The organism is Streptomyces sp. NPDC049627 (assembly GCF_044465645.1).
Classification (GTDB): domain Bacteria; phylum Actinomycetota; class Actinomycetes; order Streptomycetales; family Streptomycetaceae; genus Streptomyces.
This window is the reverse complement of sequence record NZ_JBITLW010000002.1, coordinates 22757-47757: the sequence shown is the minus strand read 5'-3', so window position 1 is coordinate 47757 and position 25001 is coordinate 22757. Positions and strand designations below refer to the sequence as shown.

Below are 25001 nucleotides of genomic sequence, written 5' to 3'. Positions count from 1 at the left end.
GACGAGACTCCGGAAGGTTTCGCATACGCATGTCCATTTCCAGTACTGATCACGTCGTCGTGTCCGAGAACGACGAGAACGCAGCCGTCGAGGAGACCCCCGAGGTCACCTTCGCGGACCTCGGTCTCCCCGAGGGCGTCGTGCGCAAGCTCGCGCAGAACGGCGTGACCACCCCCTTCCCGATCCAGGCCGCGACGATCCCGGACGCCCTGGCCGGCAAGGACATCCTGGGCCGCGGTCGTACCGGCTCCGGCAAGACCCTGTCGTTCGGTCTGCCGACCCTGGCCCGCCTCTCCGGTGGCCGCACCGAGAAGCACAAGCCGCGCGCCGTCATCCTCACCCCGACCCGTGAGCTCGCGATGCAGGTCGCGGACGCGCTGCAGCCGTACGGCGACCAGCTCGGCCTGAAGATGAAGGTCGTGTGCGGCGGTACGTCGATGGGCAACCAGATCTACGCCCTGGAGCGGGGTGTGGATGTGCTGGTCGCCACTCCGGGCCGGCTGCGCGACATCATCAACCGTGGCGCCTGCTCTCTGGAGGACGTCGAGGTCGCCGTGCTCGACGAGGCCGACCAGATGTCTGACCTGGGCTTCCTGCCCGAGGTCACCGAGCTGCTCGACCAGGTCCCGGCGGGCGGTCAGCGGATGCTGTTCTCCGCGACGATGGAGAACGAGATCAAGACCCTCGTCGACCGGTACCTGAGCGACCCGGTCCTGCACGAGGTCGACGCCGCGCAGGGTGCCGTGACGACCATGTCGCACCACATCCTGATCGTGAAGCCCAAGGACAAGGCGCCGGTCACCGCCGCGATCGCCTCCCGCAAGGGCCGCACCATCATCTTCGTGCGTACGCAGCTGGGCGCCGACCGTGTCGCCGAGCAGCTGCGCGACGCCGGTGTGAAGGCCGACGCGCTGCACGGCGGCATGACGCAGGGTGCGCGGACGCGGACGCTGGCCGACTTCAAGGACGGGTACGTCAATGTGCTCGTCGCGACCGATGTCGCCGCGCGCGGTATCCACGTCGACGGCATCGACCTGGTGCTGAACGTCGACCCGGCGGGCGACCACAAGGACTACCTGCACCGGGCGGGCCGTACGGCGCGTGCGGGCCGTACGGGCACCGTGGTGTCCCTGTCGCTGCCGCATCAGCGCCGCCAGATCTTCCGGCTGATGGAGGACGCGGGCGTCGACGCTTCGCGCCACATCATCCAGGGCGGTGCCGCCTTCGACCCGGAGGTCGCCGAGATCACCGGTGCCCGTTCGATGACCGAGGTGCAGGCCGAGTCGGCGGGCAACGCCGCTCAGCAGGCCGAGCGTGACGTGGCCCAGCTCACCAAGCAGCTGGAGCGGGCGCAGCGGCGTGCGACGGAGCTGCGCGAGGAGGCCGACCGGCTGATCGCCCGTGTCGCCCGGGAGCGGGGCGAGGACCCCGAGGCCGCGGTGGCCGAGGCGCAGGCGGCGGTCGTCGCCGAGGTCGTCGAGGTGTCGGTGCCGGAGCAGCCGGTGGCGCAGGACGTCGACAAGGCGGAGGCTTCGACGTCGTACGAGCGTCGTGAGCGTCGGGACAACGACCGTGGCGGGTTCCGTCGGGACGAGCGTCGCGATGACCGGGGTGGGCGTTCGTTCGAGCGTCGGGACAATGACCGCGGTGGGTTCGGTCGTGACCGTGGTGAGCGTGGTTTCGAGCGTCGGGACAACGACCGTGGCGGGTTCCGTCGGGACGAGCGTCGCGATGACCGGGGTGGGCGTTCGTTCGAGCGTCGGGACAATGACCGCGGTGGGTTCGGCCGTGACCGTGGTGAGCGTGGTTTCGAGCGTCGGGACAACGACCGTGGCGGCTTCCGCCGGGACGACCGTCGTGACGACCGGGGTGGCCGTTCCTTCGACCGTGACCGTGGCGGCCGTTCCTTCGAGCGCCGTGACAACGACCGTGGCGGCTTCCGCCGGGACGAGCGGCCGGCCGGTCGTTCCTTCGAGCGCCGGGACGAGCGCGGCGGTCACCGTGGCAGCGACCGTCCCTTCAACCGTGACCGCCGCGACGACCGCCCGGGCTTCCGCTCCGGCGGCCACGAGCGTCCGTACGGCCGGCGTGACGACCACCGTGGTGGCGGCTCCTTCGGGCGCCGTGAGGACAAGCCGCGCTGGAAGCGCAACGGCTGACGGCTGAGCAGTACATCGGCTGAGCAGTACATCGACAGAGCGCCGTGGTCCGGTTCGGGCCACGGCGCTTTGCTGTGTGATGGGCGTGAGCGGACTGTAAGATCAGCCCACTTTTGAGGGGGATGCCGGAGCCGGGGGCATCTGACGCAGGGCACGCTTCCCCTCTTGCTTCTGGGGAGGGTTCGCCTTGGCTCGTCATGCCTTCGTACGTCTTTCGCGCGCGAGACGCACAGCCGTCGCGGTGGCGGCCTCCGCGGCCCTGGCGGCGGGGCTGAGCCCGCTGCTGCCGGCCGCGTCGGCGGCGGAGGTGCCGCAGGAGACGGTGGTGCCGGCGACGTTGCGGAGCTCCCACACACAGGCGGTGCTTCGGGGGACGTCGACGCACACCGGCCATGACGGTGCCGGGGTCCAGGGCGTTTTCCACACCCTGGAGGGCACCGGCGGGCTGCTGTGGACGCGGTACGCGGACGGCAGGTCGGTGAGGGTGCCGACGGCAGGCACGGCTCCGATGACGACCGGCACCGATGTCCTGGCGTACCCGTACAGCGACGGCCGTGTCGACTTCTGGGACGCGACCGACGGCACCACGCGCAGCCTGCGCATCCCCGAGGGACTCAGCCGCCTCACGTCCTACGACAACCTGACGGTGGCCTATCGGAACGTGGCCGCCGAAGACGGCACGACCACACGCGTCGTGCATCTGCTGACCCCGAGTCCCGACGGGGCGACCGGGGACCTGACGGTCACGGGAGGGCCGGCCGGCATCAAGCTCGGGCTGATCGCGGGCGGAGACGCCACGATGGTGTACTTCCTCGCGTCCGTGGACGGGCAGGTGGGGCTGGCCGCGGTGGACCGCGCGAGCGGTGAGGTGCGCGGCTGGAGCGGGCCGCTTCCCGTCGGGTACCGCCATGTGGATGTGGGCGGTGGCCATGCCGTCGTCTCCGCCTACGACAAGGCCACGGTCCTGGTGTTCCCGCGCGACCTGTCGGCGGCCCCTGCGGAGCTCGCGCTCAAGGGCTTCAGCGATGGCGTGAACGCCACCCACGACCTGGCCGTCGTCGGTGACTGGCTGGTCAACGGGACCGGCGTGGTGACGGCGCAGCCCATCGCGGGCGGCGAGCCGGTGACCCTGCTGCGGTCGTCGGAGTACGGGATCGCGGCCGGTCCGGGGGGCACCGCCGTGAAGATCGGCCGTACCGGCACCGACGACTGGGGCGTCCAGCGCATCACCCCGGGCGCGGACGGCGGCCCGCCCGTCGTCACGCTGGTCAAGGCCCTGCCCAAGCCGCCGCGGCCGATCCAGGGCCTGTCCCTGGAGCAGGGGCGGCTTGTCGTCCTGGACTACCCCGGCGTCGATGTGCGCGAGGACAACGTTCGGACCGTCGCCCCGTCCGGCACCCCCGTGTTCGGCGAGCGCGGCGAGTTCACCCCGGGTCTTCCCATCGCCGCCTGCGCCACGACGGACGTTGCCTGCGCCCAGGTCCATGGCACGGCGGACGGCCGTATGGCCTGGCTCCTGCACGACGAGACCACCGACCGGATCCGGGTCGGGGGGCGCGGCAACAGCGACATCTGGCAGCGCACGGGGCTCCCTCGGGGCGGGCGGATCACCGATGTCTCCGGCCGGTACCTGATCCATACGACCGCGACTCAGCAGATCGTCCTCGAGATCGGCAACTCCACTCCGGTGCTGACCCGCACCCCCGCCCCCGCCGCCCTTACCGGCGACACCCTGTGGACCGCGGCCGCCACCCCCGGCACCGTGACCGCGTACAACCTGACCGCCAGGAGGACCACCGAGACCCTCACCACCGACGCAGGCTGCACGCCCACCGAACTCCAGGCGCTGGGCCGGTACTTGTACTGGTCGTGCGCGGACGGCGAGGCCGGGGTCTACGACCGTACGGCGAAGCAGTCGGTGCCCGTGCCGGGCGGTGAGGCCAAGCTCGGGGACGGGTACGTCGTCACGCACGACAAGCAGGCCGGCAAGCTGACGCTCACCACGGTCGCGGACGGCACGCCCCACAGCCGGGTCATCGGCGACCTGCCCGACACCGGCGTCTCGCAGCGGGACGTGCGCTGGACGGTCGACGAGGCGGGCGCGAACGCCGCGTACGTCGACGACCAGGAGCGCGTGCACCTCGTGCCGTCCGGAGTCGCGCAGCAGCCGCTGCGGCTGCTGGGGCCGGTGCGGAAGGCGTCGCACGTCGAGGCGCGGGAGTTCGACACGACGCCCGACACCCTGGCCACCGTGCTGCTGTCGAAGCCGTCCTCGGGCTGGGACCTGACCGTGCGCCATCGGGCCACTGGAAAGGTCTACGGCGACGGCGAGGACGGCGGCCCCGCGCGCGGTGAGCTGAGCGTCGGCTGGAACGGCCTCGATCCGAAGGTGGCCGGATCTGCCTTTCTGCCGAACGGCGTCTACGACTGGACCCTCACCGTCACGCCGGCCGACGGCGTCGGCGGTCCGCTGCAGGTGCGCGGCTCGGTGCAGTTGCTGAACGGCAGTCCCGTGCGTCACGACCACGTGGGCTCGGAGGGCATGCCGGACGGCGCCGCCGACCTGCTCACCCTCAACTCCTCCGGCACCCTGACCTTCCAGCAGGGCACCGGCAAGGGCACCTTCTCCGGGAAGGTGTCCGGGGGCGGCTGGTCGACGTCGGTGGTCGCGGTGCCCTTCGGGGACCTGAACAACGACCGCTGCAACGACGTGCTGGTGCGGATGAGCGACGGCTCGCTGCGCGGCTACAAGGTCAAGTGCGGGCTGGCGCCGACGCCTTCGATGCCGTACACGAAGCTCGGCACCGGCTGGAACGCGTACGACGTCCTCACCTCGCCCGGCGATCTGACCGGCGACAAGCGGGCCGATCTGCTGGCGCGGAAGGCGTCGACCGGGGACGTCTACCTCTTCGCGGCGAAGAGCGACGGGACGCTGGCCGCGGGGAAGAGGATCCGCTCGGCGTGGACGGGCTACACGAAGGTCGTGGGTGCCGGGGACCTGAACGGCGACGGGCACGGGGACGTCCTCGCCCGTGACCGGGCCGGGGTGCTGTGGCGCTACGACGGCCTGGGCAACGGGCTGTTGAAGGAGCGGGTGAAGGTGTTCTCGGGCTGGGGCTCGGGTTACGACGTCGTCGTCGGCGCCGGGGACATCACCGGGGACGGGAAGGCCGACCTCGTCTCGCGGGACGGCAGCGGCACTGTGTGGCGCAACAACGGTGACGGCAAGGGGTCGTTCGGGGCACGGGTGAAGATCGCGAGCGGCTGGCAGGGCTACAAGGGCATCTTTTAGCCGAGCTTTTTTGGCCATGCTGTGACGCATGTCACGCCCCCGGTGAGGGAATCGCTGGGGGCATGACAGATGACGCCATAGCGAGTGGGCGGTCCTCCGGGGGTCTCTCGGACGAGGAACGGCTTGCCCAACTCGGCTACACGCAGGTTCTCGCCCGCCGCATGTCGGCGTTCTCCAACTACGCGGTCTCCTTCACGATCATCTCGGTCCTGTCGGGCTGTCTGACCCTGTACCTGTTCGGCATGAACACGGGCGGCCCGGCGGTGATCACCTGGGGCTGGGTCGCCGTAGGACTGATGACCCTTGTCGTCGGCCTGTCGATGGCCGAGATCTGTTCGGCCTACCCGACGTCGGCGGGCCTGTACTTCTGGGCGCACCGGCTCGCGCCGCCCCGTACGGCGGCCGCCTGGGCGTGGTTCACGGGCTGGTTCAACGTGCTCGGCCAGGTGGCGGTGACCGCGGGCATCGACTTCGGGGCCGCGTCGTTCCTGGGCGCCTATCTCAACCTGCAGTTCGGCTTCGAGGTGACGCCGGGCCGCACGATCCTGCTCTTCGCGGGGATCCTGCTGCTGCACGGCCTGCTGAACACCTTCGGCGTCCGGATCGTGGCGCTGCTCAACAGCATCAGCGTGTGGTGGCACGTACTGGGCGTCGCGGTGATCGTCGGCGCGCTGGCCTTCGTACCGGACCGACACCAGTCGGCGTCCTTCGTCTTCGGCGAGTTCGTGAACAACACGGGCTGGGGCAGCGGGGTGTACGTCGTCCTGCTGGGCCTGCTGATGGCCCAGTACACCTTCACCGGGTACGACGCCTCGGCCCACATGACGGAGGAGACGCACGACGCGTCGACGGCGGGCCCGAAGGGCATCGTGCGGTCGATCTGGACGTCGTGGATCGCGGGATTCGTGCTCCTGCTCGGCTTCACCTTCGCCATCCAGTCGTACGACAAGGCGCTGGCGTCCCCGACGGGCGCCCCGCCCGCGCAGATCCTGCTCGACGCGCTGGGGGCGACGGCCGGCAAGCTGCTCCTGCTCGTCGTCATCGGGGCGCAGCTGTTCTGCGGGATGGCGTCCGTGACTGCCAACAGCCGTATGATCTACGCCTTTTCACGTGACGGCGCCCTGCCGCTCTCCCATGTCTGGCACACGGTCAGCCCGCGCACCCGCACACCGGTCGCGGCGGTGTGGCTGGCGGCGGGCGGGGCGCTGGTGCTGGGACTGCCGTATCTGATCAACGTGACGGCGTACGCGGCGGTGACCTCGATCGCGGTGATCGGCCTCTACATCGCCTACGTCATCCCGACGCTGCTGCGGCTGCGTAAGGGCGACGCCTTCGAGCGGGGCCCCTGGCATCTCGGCCGCTGGTCGGGGCCCGTGGGTGTGGTGGCGGTGGTGTGGGTCGGCGTGATCACGGTGCTGTTCATGCTGCCGCAGGTCTCGCCGGTCACCTGGGAGACCTTCAACTACGCCCCGCTCGCCGTCCTGGCCGTCCTCGGCTTCGCCGCGACCTGGTGGCTGGCCTCGGCGCGGCACTGGTTCCTCAACCCCGACCACGAGCGGACGATCGCGCGGGAGGCGGGGCGGGCGGGGGCGCCCGAGCCGGTGGATCCGTAGCCGACGCGGCCGTGTCCCCGATACCCGATCGGAGACACGGCCAGGTGCGGCTATGCTCGGGGTGGCAACATCGCCTGGGCCCTTAGCTCAATTGGCAGAGCAGTGGACTTTTAATCCATTGGTTGTGGGTTCGAGTCCCACAGGGCCTACCGGTGGCGGGAGAGGCAAGTGCCCTCTGACCTGCTGTGCAGCGCCTGAGTCGGCTTCGGTCGGGTCGGGCGCTGTCTCGTTGCGGAGATACGCAGGGCTCGGACCGGCATCAGCCGGCCCGGGTGCCGTCCTGCTTGCCGTGGGTCGGTCCTGAGTGGTGTTCGGTCGGGGCGACGACGGTCGTCAGGAAGGGCACTGCTCCCCGCTGCTGGTAGAAGCGCATGGCACCGTCGTTGCCCGCCATGACGGCGATCTGAACAGTCGCCACATCCTCATCGGCGAGAAGTTTCATGGCCTGTTCGTACAACTGGCCTCCCAGCCCCATTCCGCGGTACTGCTCCCGGACGACGAGGGTCTCGAGCACACCCACCCGGTCGCCCCAGTCCCGCGAGCCCGAGGCGGTCCTGATGCGGACCATCGCGTAGGCGGCGAGCTCCCCGTCCACGTGCGCCGTCAGACATCGACTGAAACCCTCGTCCATCCATTCCAGATATTGACGGCGACGAAATTCCCAAAAGGTCGCTTCCGGGTGCAGGTCGCCAAATCGGTCAAGATGGGGCGAGACCCGGGCGTGATGCTCTACCAGCTCTCGCCAAAGAGGACGCAGGCTGTCGACGAGACCCACCGAAAGGTGGTTGACTTTGATCATGAGTGAGTTAGCCTTTCCTTTGAGTCACGTCGGCAGGGGCCGTACCGCGGGCCCACGAGATGAGCGGGAAAATGCCACACAAGGCGATTGTAAAGCTCATCTTTTCATGCCCTAAAGGCATGGTCAATATGTCGATCGCGCGATGGGGGAAAGTAAAGCACTGATGCACACTCTCATAGTCGACAACTATGATTCCTATACCTACAATCTCTTCCAGCTCATAGCTGACGTTTCCGGGGAGAGGCCGACAGTCGTCCGGAATGACGAACTGTCCTGGGCGCAGCTCGAGCAACTCGAATTCGACAACGTCGTGATATCTCCTGGTCCCGGCACCCCTGCGGCGCCCGGGGATCTAGGCGTGTGCGCCGACGTGCTGCTGAAGTGCCGGAAGCCGGTGCTCGGGGTCTGCCTCGGGCACCAGGGCATCGGCTGGACGGCTGGGGCCGAGATCGTGCGCGCACCGGAGCCGATGCACGGCCGCATCTCCAGAATCACCCACGACGACGAGCTCTTCGCCGGCATCCCGCAGGGCTTCGCTGCGGTCCGTTACCACTCGTTGGCGCTGGCCACGCCACTTCCCGCCACCCTGCGCGCCATCGCGTGGAGCGACGACGGCGTCCTGATGGGCGTGCGTCGCACCGACAAGCCTCAGTGGGGGGTGCAGTACCACCCCGAAGCCGTCTGCAGTGAGTACGGCGAGCAACTGGTGGCGAACTTCATGACTCTGACAGGCGATCTTCTGGCCGTCGCCTGATTCACGCATCGCGAACAATTCTCCTTTCCCTGACCAGGAAATATATTGAATCTCAAGCACGGGCTTCGGCTCGTCCATGTCCAGACGCAGTGCGCTCTGCCTGCTGCTGCCGTGTTCGAAGAATTCTACGGATCTTCACCTGATGCTTACTGGCTCGACAGCAGCCGGTGTGTCCGGGGGGCTCGGTACAGTTTCATGGGTGACGCGAGCGGGCCGCTGGCCGATGTGATCACCTATCGCCACGGCTCACAGCAGGTGGAATCCCGCAACCACGGCCCCATTGACACGTCGATCTGGGAATACCTTTCCCGCCGGACCGGCGTGGACTTAGAGCAGGAAACGGAGCTCCCGTTTGATTTCAACGGGGGGTTCGTAGGCTATTTCGGATACGAGCTCAAGGCCGAATGCGGCGGTTCGGATCGATACCGTTCCCGCTACCCGGACGCGGCGTTCATCTTCTCGGACAGATTCCTCGCCTTCGACCACGAGGAGGGCCGGGTTCACGTCTGCGCGGTGACCGACCAGGCGCACCTGGCGTCAGCCCGTGCGTGGGCGGAGGAGACGAGCCGGCGCGTGGCGGCGGTCTCCGAGCCGGCCCGCAGACCCACCCGGGCAGCGGCATCCGCCCCGGGGCCCCTCGTCCTGCGGCACGACAAGGACGCGTACCGGGCTCTGATCGGGCGGGCTCAGGAGCTCATCCGGGCAGGGGAGACCTACGAGGTCTGCCTGACGACCAGTCTGACCGGTGAGCCGGTCGACGATCCGCTGGCGCTCTACATGGAACTGCGCCGCATCAACCCCGCTCCGTACGCGGCCTACTTCGCCCTCGGAGACATCCAGGTCCTGTGCTCCTCCCCGGAACGGTTCCTGAAGCTGGACCGTGACCGCCGCGTCGAGACCAAACCGATCAAGGGGACCATCCAGCGCGGTGCCACCCCCGAGGAGGACAGGGCGCTCGCCGAATGGCTCCGCGGCGACGAGAAGACGCAAGCGGAGAACATGATGATCGTCGACCTCCTCCGCAATGACCTCGGCCGCGTGTGCGAGGTCGGCACCGTGAAGGTCGACAGCCTCATGCACGTCGAGTCGTACGAGACCGTCCATCAGCTCGTGTCGACGATCTCCGGCACCCTTGCCGAGGGCACGGACGCAGTCGAGTGTGTGAGGGCGTCCTTCCCCGGCGGCTCCATGACGGGCGCCCCCAAGATCCGCACGATGTCCTTCATCGACGAACTGGAAGGCGCTCCACGCGGCATCTACTCGGGCAGCCTGGGCTACCTCGCCCTCAACGGCACCGCGGACCTCAACATCGTGATCCGGACGGTGGTGAACGACCCGGCAGGCGTCCATGTCGGCGCGGGCGGCGCCATCGTGCACATGTCGGATCCGGACGACGAATTCGCCGAGGTCGCCCTGAAACTCGAGCCCCTCGAGCGCGCGCTGAACGACGCTCCCGTCACCCTCCGGAACGGTCACGCATGACAACCACCCCGCACGACACCACCTTTCTCCAGGTCGGGCTTCCGGACGTGCACGGACGCCTCACGGGTCGCCGGCTGCTGGTCAACTCCGACCAGCAGGCTCCCGCACCGTCCTTCACCGCCCGGGACTACGTCCTGGCCACCGACATCGACCTGACCGAGGCCGAACCGGAGACCGAGACCGAGGGACTGCACTGGTACACCGGCGACGGCGACATCGTCGTCAGGGCGGCCGAGGACTCCCGCGTCTACGACCTCGGCGACGCGGGCAGGCTCGTACTGGCCGATGCCCACGACAGCGCGGGCCGTCCGATCCACGCCGCACCCCGGCAGGTCCTGAAGGCCGTTCTGGCCGACGCCGCCCGTCTCGGCCTGCAACCGGCCATCGGCACCGAGGTGGAGTTCTACGCCTACGGCCAAAGCCCCCAGGCGCTCCGGGACGACACCTTCCGCGACCCTCGCCCACACTCGCCGTACATCCCGGACACCCTGCTGGAGACCCCTCCCGGTGACCGCGCCCTGCTCGAAGCGATCTGCCGCGCATGCGGACAGGCGGGCCTCGACGTGGAGGGCTACGCGAACGAGGGCGCGCCGGGGCAGTTCGAGATCAACTTCGGATACGGCGACTTCCTGCAGGTCTGCGACGCGCACGCGGTGTACAAGACCATCGTGCGGGAGACGGCTCGCCTGCACGACCGCACGGTCACCTTCATGGCCAAGCCGACCGACGACAGCTTCGGCAGCTCCTGCCACATGCACCTGAGCCTCGGGCACGAGGGCGGCAATGCCTTCCACGACGAGAAGGTGCTGCGCTCGTTCATGGCGGGCGTGCTGACACTGCTGCCGGAGAGCTCGCTGTTCTACGCCCCGTACGTCAACTCCTACAAGCGCCTCCCGGCCGGCGCCTCCGCCGCGCGCCTCGCGTGGCACCGCAGGCGTCGCTCAACGCTCCGTCTCATCTCACCGGAGCACAACCCCAGGCTGGAGCTCCGGATCGCGGGCGCCGACGCGAACCCCTACCTCGCTGCCGCAGCCTTCCTCGCGGCGGGCCTCTACGGCGTGGAGCAGCGGCTGGACTGCCCGCAGGAAGGGGAGGCGCTGGACACGTTCCCGTCGACCCTCGCGCAGGCGATCGCCCGGACCAGGAGCGGTACCGCGCTGCGCGGCGTCCTGCCGGCGGGTGCGGTGGAACTCGTCACCGCGGTGGCCCAGGTGGAACTGGACGAGTTCGAGCGAACCGTCACGTCCTTCGAACGGGAACGGCTGCTCGAACGGATCTGAGCCGCAACGTGCGCCGAATCCGTACAGAACCTCACATCAACGGAGAGAGAACAGTGGCAGAGGCGGAGAGCCGTCGCCATCTCGTCCTGGTGGACGCACCGGGCGGGCCTCAAGTGGCCGACATCGTCAACTCCCTGGCCGGACTGGCCACCTGCACCGTCGTAAGCCTGCGCTGGGGCAGCCCGGCGGAGCACGCTCGCCGGGTCGACGGGCTGCGGGCGCTGGGGCGGGTCGACATCATCGAGCGGGCGGACCAGGTGGTGGACGCGGTGCTGGCCGTCGCCGCCGGCGGCCGGCCCATCGACGGTGTGCTGGCCTTCAGCGAGATCGTCAGCTACCACGCGGCCGTCGCCGCAGCGGCCCTGCGCCTTCCGGCGAACTCCCCCCAGGCCAGCATCCGGCTGCGCCGCAAGGACCTGCAGCGCCAGGCACTCAGCGCGGCCGGGGTCCCGTGCCCGGCGTTCGCCGTCGTCACCGACGAGGACGAACTGGAGGCCGCGTCGTCCCGCCTGGCCTTCCCGGTGGTCCTCAAGCCGGCCATCGGCGTCGGCAGCCTCTGCGTCACCATGGCCGAGGACCGTGACCAACTCGTCGAGGCGTTCGCCCGAGCCGGCCTGCAGTACCGCGACGACCCCCGGGTGAACGGTGCCAGTCCCGTCTTCGTGGTCGAGGAAGTCATCCAGGGCGACAACTGGCACGCCGACGAACGCATCGGAACACGCGTCAGCGTGGAGTCGTTGCTGGATGCCGGCGAGATCCACCACCTGGCCATCACCGACAAACTCCCGCTGGCCCCGCCGTTCCGGGAAGTGGGCGATGTCATGCCCTCAGGGCTCCCCGAGCAGCGGCGTGCCGAGATCCTCGATGTGACGACCCGGGCCCTGCGGGCGCTCGGCGCGACGTCCGGAGCCACCCACACAGAGCTCATGCTCACCTCGGACGGACCGGTGATCATCGAGGTGAACGGGCGTATCGGTGGCGGTGTCTTCGAACTGCTGCGAACCGCGGCCGCATACGACATGGCGAGGCAGCAGGCCAGGATCGCCCTGGGGGAGCGGTTGGAGGAACGCCCCCGGTTCTCGGGATACGCGGCTTTCATCACCCCGCAGCCCCCGTCCGGCGACTACGAGATCCTCTCCGTGGGCGGCCGGGAGGAGATCGCGGCCGTACCCGGCGTCGTAGAGGTGATCCAGACGAAGTTCGCCGGCGCCGTACTGGCGAAGGAGGCGGGCACCAACGCTCACACCTTCAGGGTCCTCGCGGCCGGCCGGGAACCCGACGAGTTCTTCACCCAGCTCAAGGCCATCGAGGAGAGCATCCGCCTCGAACTGGGCCCGGTGCCCTCCCGTGGTGCGCAGGAGCCGCAGCGTGTCTGACACCGACCGTGAATACCTCCAGTCCCTGGCGGCGTACCGGGCACAGATCGACGGACTCGACGAACAGATCATCGCCCTCTTCTCCCGGCGCCTGGATGTCAGCGAAGCCGTCGGCGCTCTCAAAGCCGCGCAAGGCAAGGCCGTGGGCGAGGAAGGCCGGGCCGATCAGGTGCTCGACCGATACCGGCAGGCAGGCCGGCTGAGCCAGGAAGGACAAGCCGCCGACTGGTTCGCCCGGCTGGGCGAACTGATCCTGGACGCCAGTGCGGCGTTGCAGGACCGCATCATCGACGCCGACGCCGACGCCGACGCCGACACCGAGAGCGACAGCGCACCGTGACCCCGGGCACCTACTGGATCGACGGCCGTCTCGTCACCGATACCGAGGGCGCGGCATCACTGTCGGCCCACGGCCTGCACTACGGATACGGCGTCTTCGAAGGAATCCGGGGCTACGCCGTCGGCGGCGATGTCGCCCTCTTCAGGCTCGACGACCACCTGCGGCGCTTCGAACGGTCCGCCCAAATCCTCGGCATCCCCCTCGGCCACTCCGGTGCGGAGATCACCCGGGCCGTCGTATCCCTGACCGAACGGGCGGGCTTCGGGGACTGCTACATCAGGCCCATGGCGTTCTACGGCGGAGGCCCGCTCGGGATGGGTACGGCGGGCCGCACCGCCCATGTGGCCGTCCTGGTGGACGAGTGGGAGCAGGAACGCTTCGACTCGGAACCCGAGGGGATCCGGGTCGCTGTGAGCACGTGGCGCCGTCCCGGCCCGGACACCCTGCCTTACCAGGCCAAGTCCACGGGCATGTACCTCAATTCGGTGCTCGGCAAGCGGGAGGCCCAGGCCTCGGGCGCCGACGACGCGCTCTTCCTCACCCAGGACGGGCTGGTCGGCGACGCCAGCGGGGCGAACGTCTTCACCGTCTCGGACGGTGTGCTGCGTACGCCGCCCCGCTCGACCGGTCTGCTGTGCGGCATCACCCGCGACACCGTCATGGAGCTGGCGGTCGGAAGGGGGCTGCGGGTGGTGGAGGAACCGGTCACGCTCGCCGACCTGTCGACGGCGGACGAGGTGTTCCTGACGGGAACCGGCCTGGAGATCCGACCGGTCGAGGCGGTCGGCGACAGGGTCTACGGATGCGGACCGACGACCCGTCTGTTGGCCCACGACTACCAGAAGGCGGTCCGGGGTGACATCGACGGGTTCCGCCACCGTGTGACCTGGCTGCGGCGGGACACTCAGTGAGTCCCTATCGGGCGCTGCTGCGCACACCCGGCTCCCTGCGAGCAGAAGTGTTCTCCCTACTGGGACGCCTGGGGTACGTGATGTGCGGACTCGGTTCCCTCTTTCTGGGAACCGATCGGATGGGCATCACAGCCGGTGGTCTGGGAGCCGGTGCCTTTGCGCTCGGTGCGGCCGTGGGAACTCCCCTGTCCGGTCGGCTGAGTGCCCGGCACGGCACGCCAAGGGTCTTTTCCCTGATGGCGGTGACCAGCGTGCTGGGCACCTTGACGGCCCTGTTGAGTACCGCTGGGCACAGTCTGCCCGGGTTCGCCCTGGGGTGCGTGATCATCGGCGCGACCGCCCCGCCCGTGGGGGCCGGCATGAGGGCGCTGTGGGCCAAGGCCGACATCGCGGAACACCTTCGAGGTCCGGCCAACTCGCTCGAATCCGTGGGTATGGAAGTGCTCTTCATCCTCGGACCGCCGCTGGTCGGTCTGCTCGCCACGGTGGATCCCGTGCTCACGCTTGTCGTCGCCGACGGTTGCGTGCTGGTCGGAGCGATCGGCTTTGCCACCGCCCCACTGGTCCGGCGGCTCCTCGGTCCGACGACGGACCGCTCGGGCGGGCCGTCGCGCCGGGTGCTGAGCGGTCCGGTGGTGTGGCTGCTGTGCGTGGCCGGCCTGACTGCGGCCGCCTCGGGAGCGATGGACGTGGCCGTGGTGGCCGCGCTGCGCGAGAGCGGCTCCGCGCACAGCGCGGGGCTCGTGCTGCTCGCGCCGGCGGTGGGCAGTGTGCTGGGCGGCATCGGATACGGCTGGGTCTCCGCGGAGCGGATGCCGGGTCGCAGGCTCGGCCTGCTGCTGCTCGCCTGGATGTGCACCCTGATCCTGGTCGCGACCCAGAACACCCCGTGGCCCCTCGCGCTCGCCCTCTTCCTGTCCGGCATTCCGATGGCGGCGCTGGGAGTCGAGGAGTTCAACCTGCTCGGACGCGCGAGCCCGGACCCAGCACGCATCCAGGAGGTGTACTCCTGGGCCGGTTCCGGCATCAACGTCGGCGTCTCCACGGGAAGCGCCGTCTGCGGGTTCGTAGCAGCGCACTCCCCCCAGGGCCTCGCCTTGTGGACTCCCGCGGTCGCTGTCCTGGCCGCCTGTCTCCCGTACACCGTCGCCCGCGCGTCGTGGAGGAGGTCCGCCTCGACCGACTCCGCCACGGCGACCGAAGTTCTCCGCTGACCAAACGTCACCATTCCAGAAGGCTGTGAACCGCCATGACATCGCGACGAGTTCTCGTCCTGGGTGGAAACGCCCGCACGCTCGGCAAGGCCGCTGCCCTGGGTCTGGAAGTCGTGAACTTCCAGAAGCCCGCCCTCTTCAACCCAGAGGTGGTCTCACACTGCGTACAGGTCCATCTGATCGACTACCAGGACATCGAGCTGGTGACCCGGCTCGCGCGCACACTGCACGCTCTGCACCCCTTCGAGCGCATCCTCACCCAGAGTGAGATAGGCCAGTTGGTCGTCGGGCACCTCAACGACGAACTGGGACTACCGGGCAACGGCCTCACCGTGATGCGCACGCTCCACGACAAACTCGCCCTGCGCACATTGCTGAACGCCAAAGGCATCGGGCCGGTGGGTGTCGTACGGGGAACGACTCGCGATGCACTCCACCGTTTCGTTGCCGAGCACGGGAGCGCGGTCGTCAAGCCCGTCATGGGATCGGGCAGCCTGGGAGTGCGCAAGATCGGCTCCGTGGCCGAAGTGGACGAAGCCTGGGACTGGCTCTCCTCCTTCGGTATCGGCACGTTCATGGTTGAGGAACTCCTGCAGGGCCGGGAGGTGAGCGTCGAGACGTTCTCCTTCCGCGGCAAGCATCATGTCCTGGCCGTGACGGGCAAGGAGACCGGTGGCGGCGTGGTCGAACTGGGGCATGTCGTGCCGGCTCCGCTCGACTTGGCGGAGCAGCGGACTGTCGCCGACTTCACCGCTGCCGTCCTCGACGCGGTGGGAGTGGTGGAGGGCACCGCGCACACCGAGCTCATCCTCACGGCGGCCGGTCCGCGGGTGGTGGAGTCGCACGCCCGGTGTGGCGGTGACCGCATCACCAAGCTCGTCGAACTGTCGACAGGCATCGACATGGAGGAGCTGCCTTTCCATCTGCTGGACACGACGGGCTTCTCCGTTCCGTCGCCGGAGGCCAAGGGCGGCGCGGCCATCCGGTTCCTCACGGCTGAGCCCGGCCGGGTCGTCGCAGTCGACGGTGTCGAGAAGGCCCGCGCCCACGAGGCTGTGATCGAGCTCGACGTGAAGGTTCAGGAAGGTGATCTCGTACGCCCCCTGCACTGGTCGGAGGACCGGTGCGGATACGTCCTCGTCCACGCGGCCAGTACCTCCGAGGCCCTCGCGCAGGCCGACGGGATCAGCTCCTCGATCGAGATCAGAACGGAAGCCGTCGCCGACATCCCGGAGGTTCACATGAATGACGTGCTTGCCGAAGTCGACGAGATTCTGGACCCCTTCGCATGAGCCACAACGGCGCGGCGGCGACCCGAGCTTCAGCAGAGAGCGCGGCGGCAGCACCGACTCCTGAGGAGCAGCAGCACCTCATCGCACGACTCGACGACGCGATCATCCGACTCATTCGTCAACGGAATGCCGAATGTGCGCGGCTCGATCGGGTACGCCAGTCTCTCGGGCAACCGCGTGTGGAGCTCTCCCGGGAGAACAGCATGCTCCAGCGCTATCGGGACGAACTCGGCGCACACGGCACCGACCTCGGGCTGCTCCTGCTCAAGATGTCGCGGACGTAGCAGACGTGTCCCACAGGGCAATTCGCCATTGTGTACGTATGGCCCCGCTGGTAGCGTCCCCGCCTGTAATGATCAAGCAATTGCCTGACCGGCAATTGCGGAATGCACGCGCGAACACGGCGCGCAGGCGGCGACGGCGGGGCAGCTCCGCGCCGGCGCTGATGAGATCTGCACCGTCCTGGGTATCGGCAGTGGTGCGGCAGGGCTTTGTCCTACAAGAAGTACCAGGCCATGAGCGATCTCAAGAAGCTTGATGCGCTCGGCTATTACTGCCGGAAACAGGAAAGTGGCGGCGGGGCTGCCGTGGGAGGAGCGCTGGGGGTGCTCTACTTCGGGTGGCGCTGCCTTCGCGCACGCACAGATGCGCAATGAGGTGTCCCCGACTCCCAGTTGACCGGTAGGGCCGTCTACCCCGCTGTCTTCCTCAGCCGTGGTGCGGAGGATGCGGCGGCGGGGGCGGCATGGTGGACAGGCCGGGGGCCGGTTCGGGCCAGACCAGCAGGGCGGGGCAGGGAGCGTGGTCGACGACGAAGCGGCTGGCGGGGCCGAGGCTGCGTGGTCCGAGATGGGTGCGGTCGCCGTCGCGGGCCAGGATGAGCAGGTCGGCCCCCTCCGCCGCGGCGACGACCTCGTGCTCGATGCGGCCGGTGCGCCGGGTCCGCGTGCAGGGCCGGCCCAGGCGGTCGGCGGCGGCCTGGAGGAGTTCCCCGGCCGAGGCGGCGGCCAGGTCGGCCAGGCGTGTGCCGGGATCGCGGTCGGGACGGCCGCGGCCGAGCAGCCCGGCGAAGGCGCCGTGCGCGACACCCGGGACTTCCGCCGGGGTGACGTACAGCAGGACGACGTCGGCGTCCTCCGGGGCGTGGGCGCGGGCCGCGTCCACACACGCGGGCCAAGTGCCCTCGACGATCCAGACGACCACGGCCATGGCGTCAGCCTCCTCCGATCGCGGCCAGTGAGGCCCACAGTGCCAGTACTGAGGCGCCCAGGCTTGCCGGTACGGCATACACACCGAGACGGGTGAACTCCCTCAGCTCCACCTCGCCGTCGTGGGCGTGCACGATGCGCCGCCACAGCAGGGTGGCCAGGGAGCCGGCGTAGGTGAGGTTGGGGCCGATGTTCACGCCGAGCAGCACGGCGAGGACGGCGCCCGGCCCGGACGGGGCGGTCAGCGGCAGCAGGACCAGCACCGCGGGCAGGTTGTTGATCACGTTGGCGAGGACCGCGGCCAGAGCGGCGATGCCGAGCAGGGCGGGCAATCCGGTGCCGCCGGGGATCAGTTGGCCGAGCGCGGAGTCGAGACCGTTGTCGACGACGGCCCGTACCACGATGCCCAGGGCCAGGACGAAGGCGAGGAACGGCACCGAGGCCGCCCCGAGCAGCGCCTTCGGGGTAGTGCGGCGTCGCACGAGGGCCCGGGTGGCGAGGGTCAGCGCGCCCGCCAGGGCCGCCCACGCCGGATCGATCCCGAGCGCGGACGTCAGCAGGAACCCGGCCAGCGTGCATGCCACGGTCACCAGGGCGAACAAGGGCAGTTCGGTCGTCTCGGTGACCGAGGGGGCCTGCGCCCCCGCGTCCAGGTCCGTGGCGAAGAACCTGCGGAAGACGACGTACTCGACGGCGATCGCGGCCAGCCAGGGCAGCGTCATCAGCGCGGCGAACCGGGCGAAGCTCAGCCCGCTGGCCGCGAACGCCAGCAGGTTGGTCAGGTTGGACACCGGCAGCAGCAGCGAGGCCGTGTTCGACAGGTGGGTGCAGGCGTAGACGTGCGGTTTGGGGCGGGCGCCGAGCCGGGCGGCGGTGGCGAACACCACCGGGGTGAGCAGCACCACCGTGGCGTCCAGGCTGAGCACCGCCGTGATCGCCGAGGCGGCCAGGAACACCTGGACGAGCAGTCTGCGTGGCCGGCCGGCCGCCGTACGCGCCATCCACGCCCCGCACGCCTGGAACAGCCCTTCGTCGTCGCAGAGTTGGGCGAGGACCAGTACGGCTGCCAGGAATCCGATCACCGGGCCGAGTTGTGCGGCCTCGGCCCGCGCGTCGTCCAGGGAGACGGCCCCGACGCCGACCAGGAGCGCGGCGGCCGGAACGGCGACCACCGCCTCCGGCAGGCCGAAGGGCCGGACGACGGCGCACGCCAGCACCAGGACGAGCAGAGCTGCGGACAGCGCCTCCGCGAGCGGGGTGTTCAGGGTCGTTCCTTTCCGAGCGGCGGCGGACGGGCCGCCTTTCCGTGCGGCGGCGGGAGAGCCGCCGGCGCATCACGGCGAACGGTATCTCCACCGGGAAAAGTCAGCATCTCACGTTTCTGGTTGCGCCCATCCGTGAGACACGGTTAGCTTTGCCTCACGGATAAACACCTACTCAACCGTGAGGTCCGCCGATGGCCGCCACCCGCATCACCACCCCCACCACCGCACAGATCCCCGTCCGCGTCTTCGGCGGCCCCACCGCCCTCATCGAGTACGGCGGCCTGCGACTCCTCACCGACCCCACCTTCGACGCCCCCGGCGACTACCCCATCGGCGGCGGCCGCGCGCTGACCAAGACCGCAGCCGCCTCCGCCTCGCCGGCCGAAGCCGGTCACGTCGACGTGGTTCTCCTCTCGCACGACGAGCACCCCGACAACCTCGACGTCTCCGGCCGCGCGCTGCTGGCCGACGTACCGCTCACCCTCACCACGCCCGGTGGCGCGGGGCGGCTGGGCGGCACCGCGCGAGGGCTGGCGGACTGGGAGTCCGTGGAGGTGGACCGGCCCGGCGGAGGGGTGATCACGGTGACCGGCGTGCCCGCGCTGCACGGCCCGGGGGAGCGCGAGGAACTCGAAGCCGTCGTCGGCCAGGTCGTCGGCTTCGTGCTGACCGGCGAGGGGCTGCCCACGGTGTACGTCAGCGGTGACAACGCCCAGCTCGGACCGGTCGAGCAGATCGCCGAGCGGTTCGGGCCGGTCCACACCGCCGTCCTCTTCGCGGGTGCCGCGCGCACCGCCGTCCTCGACCGTCAGCTGCTCACCCTCGACAGTGCCCGGGCCGTGGAGGCCGCCCGGATCCTCGGGGCCCGGTGGGTCGTTCCCGTCCACTTCGACAGCTGGGCCCACTTCACCGAGGGGCGGGAGGAACTGGTGGCCGCGTTCACCGCGGCGGGTCTGGCCGACCGGCTTCAGCTCGGCTGACCGCGGGTCAGGAGGGGCGCGGCGCGGTCGGCCCGGGGCGGGCGTCCGGTGCCGGGCGCCCGCCCCTTCCTGTTGCCGTCGTTCGTGCGGCCGTCGTTCGCAGGGCTGTTGCTCAGCCCACGTTGAGCCCGGCCAGATCCCCCAGCGGCAGCGTGTGCTGGGTCTGGAGCACCTTCGCGCGCAGGTAGCGGACGTTGTCCGGGGTGGCGAAGACGCCGGTGGGGACGCGGTCGCGGACCTCGATGCCGAGGGCGCGCAACTGGTCCGCCTTGTCGGGGTTGTTGGAGAGCAGGTCCAGCTCGCCGATACCGAGGGCGGTGAGCATCTGGGCGGCCGCCGTGTAGTCGCGGGCATCCTCGGGGAGGCCGAGGGCCGCGTTCGCGGCGTAGGTGTCGAGGCCCTGGTCCTGGAGGGCGTACGCGTCGAGCTTGTTGTAGAGACCGATGCCGCGGCCCTCCTGGCGCAGGTACAGCAGCACGCCGCCGCGCTCGGCGATGCGCTCGACGGCCTCGCGCAGCTGGGGGCCGCAGTCGCAGCGGGCCGAGCCGAAGACATCGCCGGTCAGGCACTCGGAGTGCAGGCGGACCAGGGGGGTGGTGCCGGGGGCCGGGTCGCCGAGGACGACGGCCACGTGCTCCTGGCCGTCGGCGAGTCCGTGGAAGGTGACCAGTTCGGCGTCGGCACGGTAGCCGTCGTGGAAGCGCAGCGGGACCCGGACGCGGGCGCGCTGGGTGGCGGCGGCGGTGAAGTCGGGCATGCGGGTTCTCCGGGTTCCGTCCGTGGGCTTGCTGCTTCAGATTTGAAGCAGCTCCTCGGCCAGGACCCTACCCCATGCTTTAAATTTGAAGCAACAAGTTTGTCGCGCGCGTCACGTACGGGGTGTGTCGCGAGCGGGATGCGTCACGTACGGGGCGTGTCAGGGACGGGCCGCGTCACGAACAGGACTTGCCGGAGCGCCGCCGCCAGGGCACGTCCTCCGGCGTGGCGTGGGCGCTGTCTCCCTGGAACCCCTCACCGACCGCCGTGAAGATCTCCTCCAGCTGCCCGACCTGCTCCGGGGTCAGCCGGTCGAAGAGCAGCGACCGTACGGTCTCGACATGGCCCGGAGCCGCGCGCTCCAGGACCCGCATCCCCTCGTCCGTGAGGGTCGCGATGCTGCCGCGCTTGTCCCAGCGGCAGTCCTCGCGCCGCACCAGGCCGTCCTTCTCCAGGCGCGAGACGCCGTAGGTCAGCCTGCTGCGGGTGATCTTCAGCCCTTCCGCGAGGTCGGTCATGCGCAGCCGGCGCTCCGGAGCCTCGGACAGGGTGGCGAGGATGGAGTAATACAGATGAGGCATGCCGGCTTCCTGCTGGAGCTGCCGGTCCAGCGCGTCCTCCACGAGCGCGGCGGCGGCGATGTACGCGCGCCAGGCGCGCTGCTCTTCGGGAGTGAGCCAGCGAGTCGTCATGCGACCAGTGTAGGTTTGTTTCAAACTTGAACCAAGCCTGAGATGCCGAGAAGCCGAGCCGGAGAGCGCGCCGATGCCGTCGTACCCCTACGTCCTGCTGTCCGCCGCCGTCTCCCTGGACGGCTACCTCGACGACACCACCCCCGAGCGACTGCTCCTGTCCAGCCCCGCCGACTTCGACCGGGTCGACGAGGTACGCGCGTCCGTGGACGCGATCCTCATCGGCGCAGGCACGATCCGGGCGGACAACCCGCGACTGCTGGTGAACTCCGCCGAGCGGCGGGCGGCGCGGGTGGCCGCGGGCAAGCCGGAGTATCCGCTGAAGATCACGGTCAGCGCGTCCGGCGAGCTGGACCCGACGGCGAACTTCTGGCACACCGGCGGCGAGAAGATCGTCTGTACGACGGAGAAGGGCGCGGAGCGGCTGCGGCGGGCGCCGGTCGCGGCGGACGTCGTCGCCCTGGGCGCGGAGCTGCAGTGGCGGGGCCTGCTGGAGCATCTGCGCGAGGTGCGCGGCGTCGAGCGGCTGATGGTCGAGGGCGGCGGCACGATCCACACGCAGCTGCTCCAGCAGGGGCTGGCGGACGAGCTGCAGCTGGTGCTGGCCCCGCTGTTCGTGGGGGACCCGGACGCGCCACGCCTGTTCGGGCCGGGCGGGTACCAGGGCGGACGGCTGCGTCTGCTGGAGGCGCGGCGGATCGAGGACGTCGTGCTGATGCGCTACGAGCCGACGGCGCCGGGTACCGGCGTTCTCCCTGCCGCGGCCGACCGGCGCTGGCTGGCGTTGGCGTGCGAGCTCGCCGCGCAGTGTCCGCCGTCGGCGACGGCGTTCAGTGTGGGAGCGGTGGTCGTGGCCGCCGACGGGACCGAGCTGGCGCGGGGGTACTCCCGGGAAGGGGGCGACCCGGTGGTGCATGCGGAGGAGGCGGCGCTGGCGAAGATCGCGCCGGGGGATCTGAGGCTGGCCACCGCGACGGTGTACAGCAGCCTGGAGCCGTGCACGCGCCGGGCGTCCCGGCCTGTGCCCTGTGCGCGGTTGATCCTGGAGGCGGGGGTGCGGCGGGTGGTGACGGCCTGGCGGGAGCCGGACACCTTCGTGGCGGGGGCCGACGGGAGCGGGGTGCTCGCGGGGGAGGGGGTCGACGTCCTGGTCCTGCCGGAGTACGAGGAGCGGGCGAAGGCTCCGAACGCTCATCTGCCGGGCTGAGCGCAACTGCCGGACGGGCTGAAACCCGGCGCCGCGCGCCCCCGTAAAATCGATCCCACTGTGTCTGACTCCCTGAACACCCCCGAAGCCGCCGGCACCCACGGCACCCCCGAGCAGTCCGGCGTCTCCGGCGAGCATCCGCATCACGTCCCAGGTGTCTCCGTCCGGCACACCCGGGCCAAGGGCGAGCCCCGGTTCCCGGACGGGCCCAAGGCCGATCCTGCCGGGTCGCACTTCGAGCGGCGGATCCGCAGTTTCCAGCCGCGCCGGAGCAGGGTGACCGCGGGGCAGGCGGACGCGTTGCAGCGGCTGTGGCCCAAGTGGGGGCTGGACATCGACGGGCAGCGCGTCGTCGACCTCGGGGAGCTGTTCGGGAACGGGAGCCCGGTCGTTCTGGAGATCGGGTTCGGGATGGGGGAGGCCACGGCCCAGATGGCCGCCGCCGACCCCGGCACCAACATCCTCGCCGTGGACGTACACACCCCCGGGCAGGGCAATCTGCTGGGCCTCGCCGACCGGAACGGGCTCACCAACCTCCGCGTCGGCAACGGCGACGCCATCATCCTGCTGCGGGAGATGCTCACCCCGGACTCGCTCGACGGGCTGCGCGTCTACTTCCCCGACCCCTGGCCGAAGAAGCGGCACCACAAGCGGCGCCTCATCCAGCCCGAGTTCCTCAGCCTCGCCGCGACCCGGCTGAAACCCGGCGCCCTGGTGCACTGCGCCACCGACTGGGAGCCGTACGCGGAACAGATGCTCGAAGTGCTGACCGCCCACCCCGACTTCGAGAACACGCAGGCCGACGGCGGGTTCGCGCCGCGTCCTCGGTTCCGGCCGCTGACCCGTTTCGAGGGGCAGGGACTGGACAAGGGTCATGTCGTGAACGACCTGCTCTTCCGCCGCGTACAGCGGTAGGAACAGCGGGAAGAACCACCTGCAAGAGCAACGGGCGCCGGAACCCCTCGCGCTGCTGCGGGCGGCGCCCCCGTCTCGTTAGGGTCAATGCCGTGGCCACCTGTCCCCCGTACCCGACGCACCCCACCGGTCCCGCCGGCGGCGCACTGCGGCACGCGCACTGGTGGCAGAAGCGGTGGGTGCGTTACGGCGCGCTCAGCACCCTGCTCGCGCTCTCGGGGCTGGTCATCCTCGCGCTGGTGCGTGAGCAGACCGGCACCGAAGGGTTCCTGGTCGGGCTCGGGCTCGCCGTCCTGCCCGTGCCGTTGCTGGTCGCCGCCTTCCGGTGGCTGGACCGGGTCGAGCCGGGCCCCTGGCGCAACCTGCTCTTCTCCTTCGCCTGGGGCGCCTGCGCGGCGGCGCTGATAGCGATCGTCGCCAACAGCTTCGCGACCCGGTGGATAGCGACCGCGACGGCCGATCCGTCGCACGCGGACACCCTCGGCGCGACCGTCATAGCGCCCATCGTGGAGGAGACGGCCAAGGCGGCCGCCGTCCTGCTCGTCTTTCTCTTCCGCAGACAGGACTTCACCGGAATCGTCGACGGCGTGGTGATAGCCGGGGTCACCGCCACCGGCTTCGCCTTCACCGAGAACATCCTCTACCTCGGCACCGCCTTCGGCACCGACCAGCTCTCCGGCGACAGCGGCATCGCCTCCGTCACCGCGGCGACCTTCTTCGTCCGCGTCATCATGTCGCCCTTCGCGCACCCCCTCTTCACCGTCCTCACCGGCATCGGCTTCGGCATCGCCGCGCTGTCGGGCCCGCGCCAGCATCTGCGCCGCGTTCTCCTCCCGGTCTCCGGGCTTCTGCTCGCCATGGGCATGCACGCCACCTGGAACGGCTCGTCGGCGCTCGGCGAGTACGGCTTCTTCGCCGTGTACGTGGCCTTCATGGTGCCCGCGTTCGGGCTGCTGACCTGGCTGGTGATCTGGACCCGGCAGCGCGAGCTGAGGACCGTGCGCGAGGAACTGCCCGCCTACGTCGCGGCCGGGTGGCTGACCCCGGGCGAACCGTTCGCGCTCGGCTCGATGCGGGCCCGGCGGGTGGCCCGGCAGTACGCGCGGCGCCACGGGGGGCGGGCGGCGGCCCGGGAGGTGGCGCAGTACGAGGCGTACGCCACGTCGCTGGCGTTCCTGCGGCACCGGGGGCGCCGTGGGCGGGCCGGCGCCGACTTCGCCGTACGGGAACGGGAGTTGCTGCACGAGCTGTGGGGGCGCCGGGCGTTCGCACGCCCGGCGCTGAATGCCGCGCAGGCCTGGCCGGCGTATGGATATCCGGCGCCGGTTCAGTGGCAGCCGTACGGGCCGGGGCACGGGCCGATGTACGGGCACGGGCCCATGTACGGACAGGGGCCCATGCACGGACAGGGGCCCCTGTACGGGCCGACGGCGCCGTATCCCGTGTACAACCCGTATCGGACGTGA

Annotated in this window: 22 protein-coding genes and 1 tRNA gene; 18 read left to right on the top strand and 5 right to left on the bottom strand. The window is 70.0% G+C overall.

The genetic code is table 11. From position 1 onward, the window contains the following. Window positions 1-29 precede the first annotated feature (29 nt). The 4 genes from ACIBU0_RS05145 (at window position 30) to ACIBU0_RS05130 (ending at window position 7213) form a co-directional block, all read left to right on the top strand. Window positions 30-2159: a DEAD/DEAH box helicase gene (locus ACIBU0_RS05145; protein WP_398811905.1), complete on the top strand. Its 2130-nt coding sequence runs from the start codon at window positions 30-32 to the stop codon at window positions 2157-2159. 241 nt (window positions 2160-2400) lie between these two features. Beyond that, window positions 2401-5451, top strand: coding sequence for an FG-GAP repeat domain-containing protein (locus ACIBU0_RS05140; RefSeq protein WP_398811902.1), 3051 nt, complete (start codon window positions 2401-2403; stop codon window positions 5449-5451). Window positions 5452-5513: 62 nt separating this feature from the next. Beyond that, a complete protein-coding gene (locus ACIBU0_RS05135; protein WP_398811900.1) occupies window positions 5514-7064 on the top strand; it encodes an amino acid permease in 1551 nt (516 codons plus the stop codon). Between the two features lie 76 nt (window positions 7065-7140). Then, a tRNA-Lys gene (locus tag ACIBU0_RS05130) sits at window positions 7141-7213 on the top strand. Window positions 7214-7323: 110 nt separating this feature from the next. On the opposite strand, the gene ACIBU0_RS05125 is transcribed toward ACIBU0_RS05130, so the two are convergent. Continuing rightward, complete coding sequence (locus ACIBU0_RS05125) at window positions 7324-7863, bottom strand: GNAT family N-acetyltransferase (protein ID WP_398811897.1); 540 nt, start codon at window positions 7861-7863, stop codon at window positions 7324-7326. Window positions 7864-8026: 163 nt separating this feature from the next. On the opposite strand from ACIBU0_RS05125, the gene ACIBU0_RS05120 reads away from it, so the two are divergent. The 10 genes from ACIBU0_RS05120 to ACIBU0_RS05075 all read left to right on the top strand — a co-directional run bounded on the left by ACIBU0_RS05120 (window position 8027) and on the right by ACIBU0_RS05075 (window position 17168). Then, the gene (locus tag ACIBU0_RS05120; RefSeq protein WP_398811894.1) at window positions 8027-8617 is read left to right on the top strand and encodes an anthranilate synthase component II; all 591 of its coding nucleotides are present in this window, start codon (window positions 8027-8029) and stop codon (window positions 8615-8617) included. A gap of 45 nt (window positions 8618-8662) precedes the next feature. Beyond that, window positions 8663-10099, top strand: coding sequence for an aminodeoxychorismate synthase component I (pabB, locus tag ACIBU0_RS05115; RefSeq protein ID WP_398811891.1), 1437 nt, complete (start codon window positions 8663-8665; stop codon window positions 10097-10099). Then, window positions 10096-11379, top strand: coding sequence for a hypothetical protein (locus ACIBU0_RS05110; RefSeq protein WP_398811888.1), 1284 nt, complete (start codon window positions 10096-10098; stop codon window positions 11377-11379). Before pabB ends, ACIBU0_RS05110 begins: the two co-directional genes overlap by 4 nt. A gap of 53 nt (window positions 11380-11432) precedes the next feature. Next, a complete protein-coding gene (locus tag ACIBU0_RS05105; RefSeq protein WP_398811885.1) occupies window positions 11433-12755 on the top strand; it encodes an acetyl-CoA carboxylase biotin carboxylase subunit family protein in 1323 nt (440 codons plus the stop codon). Further along, complete coding sequence (locus ACIBU0_RS05100; RefSeq protein WP_398811882.1) at window positions 12748-13095, top strand: chorismate mutase; 348 nt, start codon at window positions 12748-12750, stop codon at window positions 13093-13095. The genes ACIBU0_RS05105 and ACIBU0_RS05100 overlap by 8 nt, the downstream gene beginning before the upstream one ends. Next, window positions 13092-14006, top strand: coding sequence for a branched-chain-amino-acid transaminase (ilvE, locus tag ACIBU0_RS05095; protein ID WP_398811879.1), 915 nt, complete (start codon window positions 13092-13094; stop codon window positions 14004-14006). The genes ACIBU0_RS05100 and ilvE overlap by 4 nt, the downstream gene beginning before the upstream one ends. A gap of 80 nt (window positions 14007-14086) precedes the next feature. Continuing rightward, entirely contained in the window at window positions 14087-15220 is a 1134-nt protein-coding gene (locus ACIBU0_RS05090) for an MFS transporter (protein ID WP_398813936.1), read from the top strand. A gap of 35 nt (window positions 15221-15255) precedes the next feature. Next, window positions 15256-16512: an ATP-grasp domain-containing protein gene (locus ACIBU0_RS05085; RefSeq protein ID WP_398811876.1), complete on the top strand. Its 1257-nt coding sequence runs from the start codon at window positions 15256-15258 to the stop codon at window positions 16510-16512. Next, entirely contained in the window at window positions 16509-16796 is a 288-nt protein-coding gene (locus ACIBU0_RS05080; protein WP_398811874.1) for a chorismate mutase, read from the top strand. The genes ACIBU0_RS05085 and ACIBU0_RS05080 overlap by 4 nt, the downstream gene beginning before the upstream one ends. Window positions 16797-17027: 231 nt before the next feature. After that, entirely contained in the window at window positions 17028-17168 is a 141-nt protein-coding gene (locus ACIBU0_RS05075; RefSeq protein ID WP_398811871.1) for a hypothetical protein, read from the top strand. 52 nt (window positions 17169-17220) lie between these two features. Here the strand turns inward: ACIBU0_RS05075 and ACIBU0_RS05070 are convergent, their stop codons facing one another. Further along, entirely contained in the window at window positions 17221-17721 is a 501-nt protein-coding gene (locus ACIBU0_RS05070) for a universal stress protein (RefSeq protein ID WP_398811868.1), read from the bottom strand. A gap of 4 nt (window positions 17722-17725) precedes the next feature. Then, a complete protein-coding gene (locus tag ACIBU0_RS05065) occupies window positions 17726-18985 on the bottom strand; it encodes an SLC13 family permease (protein WP_398813933.1) in 1260 nt (419 codons plus the stop codon). A gap of 191 nt (window positions 18986-19176) precedes the next feature. Between ACIBU0_RS05065 and ACIBU0_RS05060 the strand changes: the two genes are divergently transcribed. Further along, window positions 19177-19965 carry an MBL fold metallo-hydrolase gene (locus ACIBU0_RS05060; protein WP_398811866.1) on the top strand — a complete coding sequence of 263 codons (789 nt, stop codon included), beginning with the start codon at window positions 19177-19179 and terminating at the stop codon, window positions 19963-19965. A 112-nt stretch (window positions 19966-20077) separates the two neighbouring features. Here the strand turns inward: ACIBU0_RS05060 and ribA are convergent, their stop codons facing one another. Beyond that, window positions 20078-20722, bottom strand: a complete 645-nt coding sequence (ribA, locus tag ACIBU0_RS05055) for a GTP cyclohydrolase II (protein ID WP_398811863.1) — start codon at window positions 20720-20722, stop codon at window positions 20078-20080. 175 nt (window positions 20723-20897) lie between these two features. Next, complete coding sequence (locus tag ACIBU0_RS05050) at window positions 20898-21413, bottom strand: MarR family winged helix-turn-helix transcriptional regulator (protein WP_398811860.1); 516 nt, start codon at window positions 21411-21413, stop codon at window positions 20898-20900. Window positions 21414-21486: 73 nt separating this feature from the next. On the opposite strand from ACIBU0_RS05050, the gene ACIBU0_RS05045 reads away from it, so the two are divergent. From ACIBU0_RS05045 to ACIBU0_RS05035, 3 genes are all read left to right on the top strand, one after another. Next, a complete protein-coding gene (locus ACIBU0_RS05045; RefSeq protein WP_398811857.1) occupies window positions 21487-22620 on the top strand; it encodes a dihydrofolate reductase family protein in 1134 nt (377 codons plus the stop codon). Between the two features lie 60 nt (window positions 22621-22680). Then, the gene (gene trmB / locus ACIBU0_RS05040; RefSeq protein WP_398811854.1) at window positions 22681-23535 is read left to right on the top strand and encodes a tRNA (guanosine(46)-N7)-methyltransferase TrmB; all 855 of its coding nucleotides are present in this window, start codon (window positions 22681-22683) and stop codon (window positions 23533-23535) included. Window positions 23536-23627: 92 nt separating this feature from the next. Next, entirely contained in the window at window positions 23628-25001 is a 1374-nt protein-coding gene (locus tag ACIBU0_RS05035) for a PrsW family intramembrane metalloprotease (RefSeq protein ID WP_398811852.1), read from the top strand.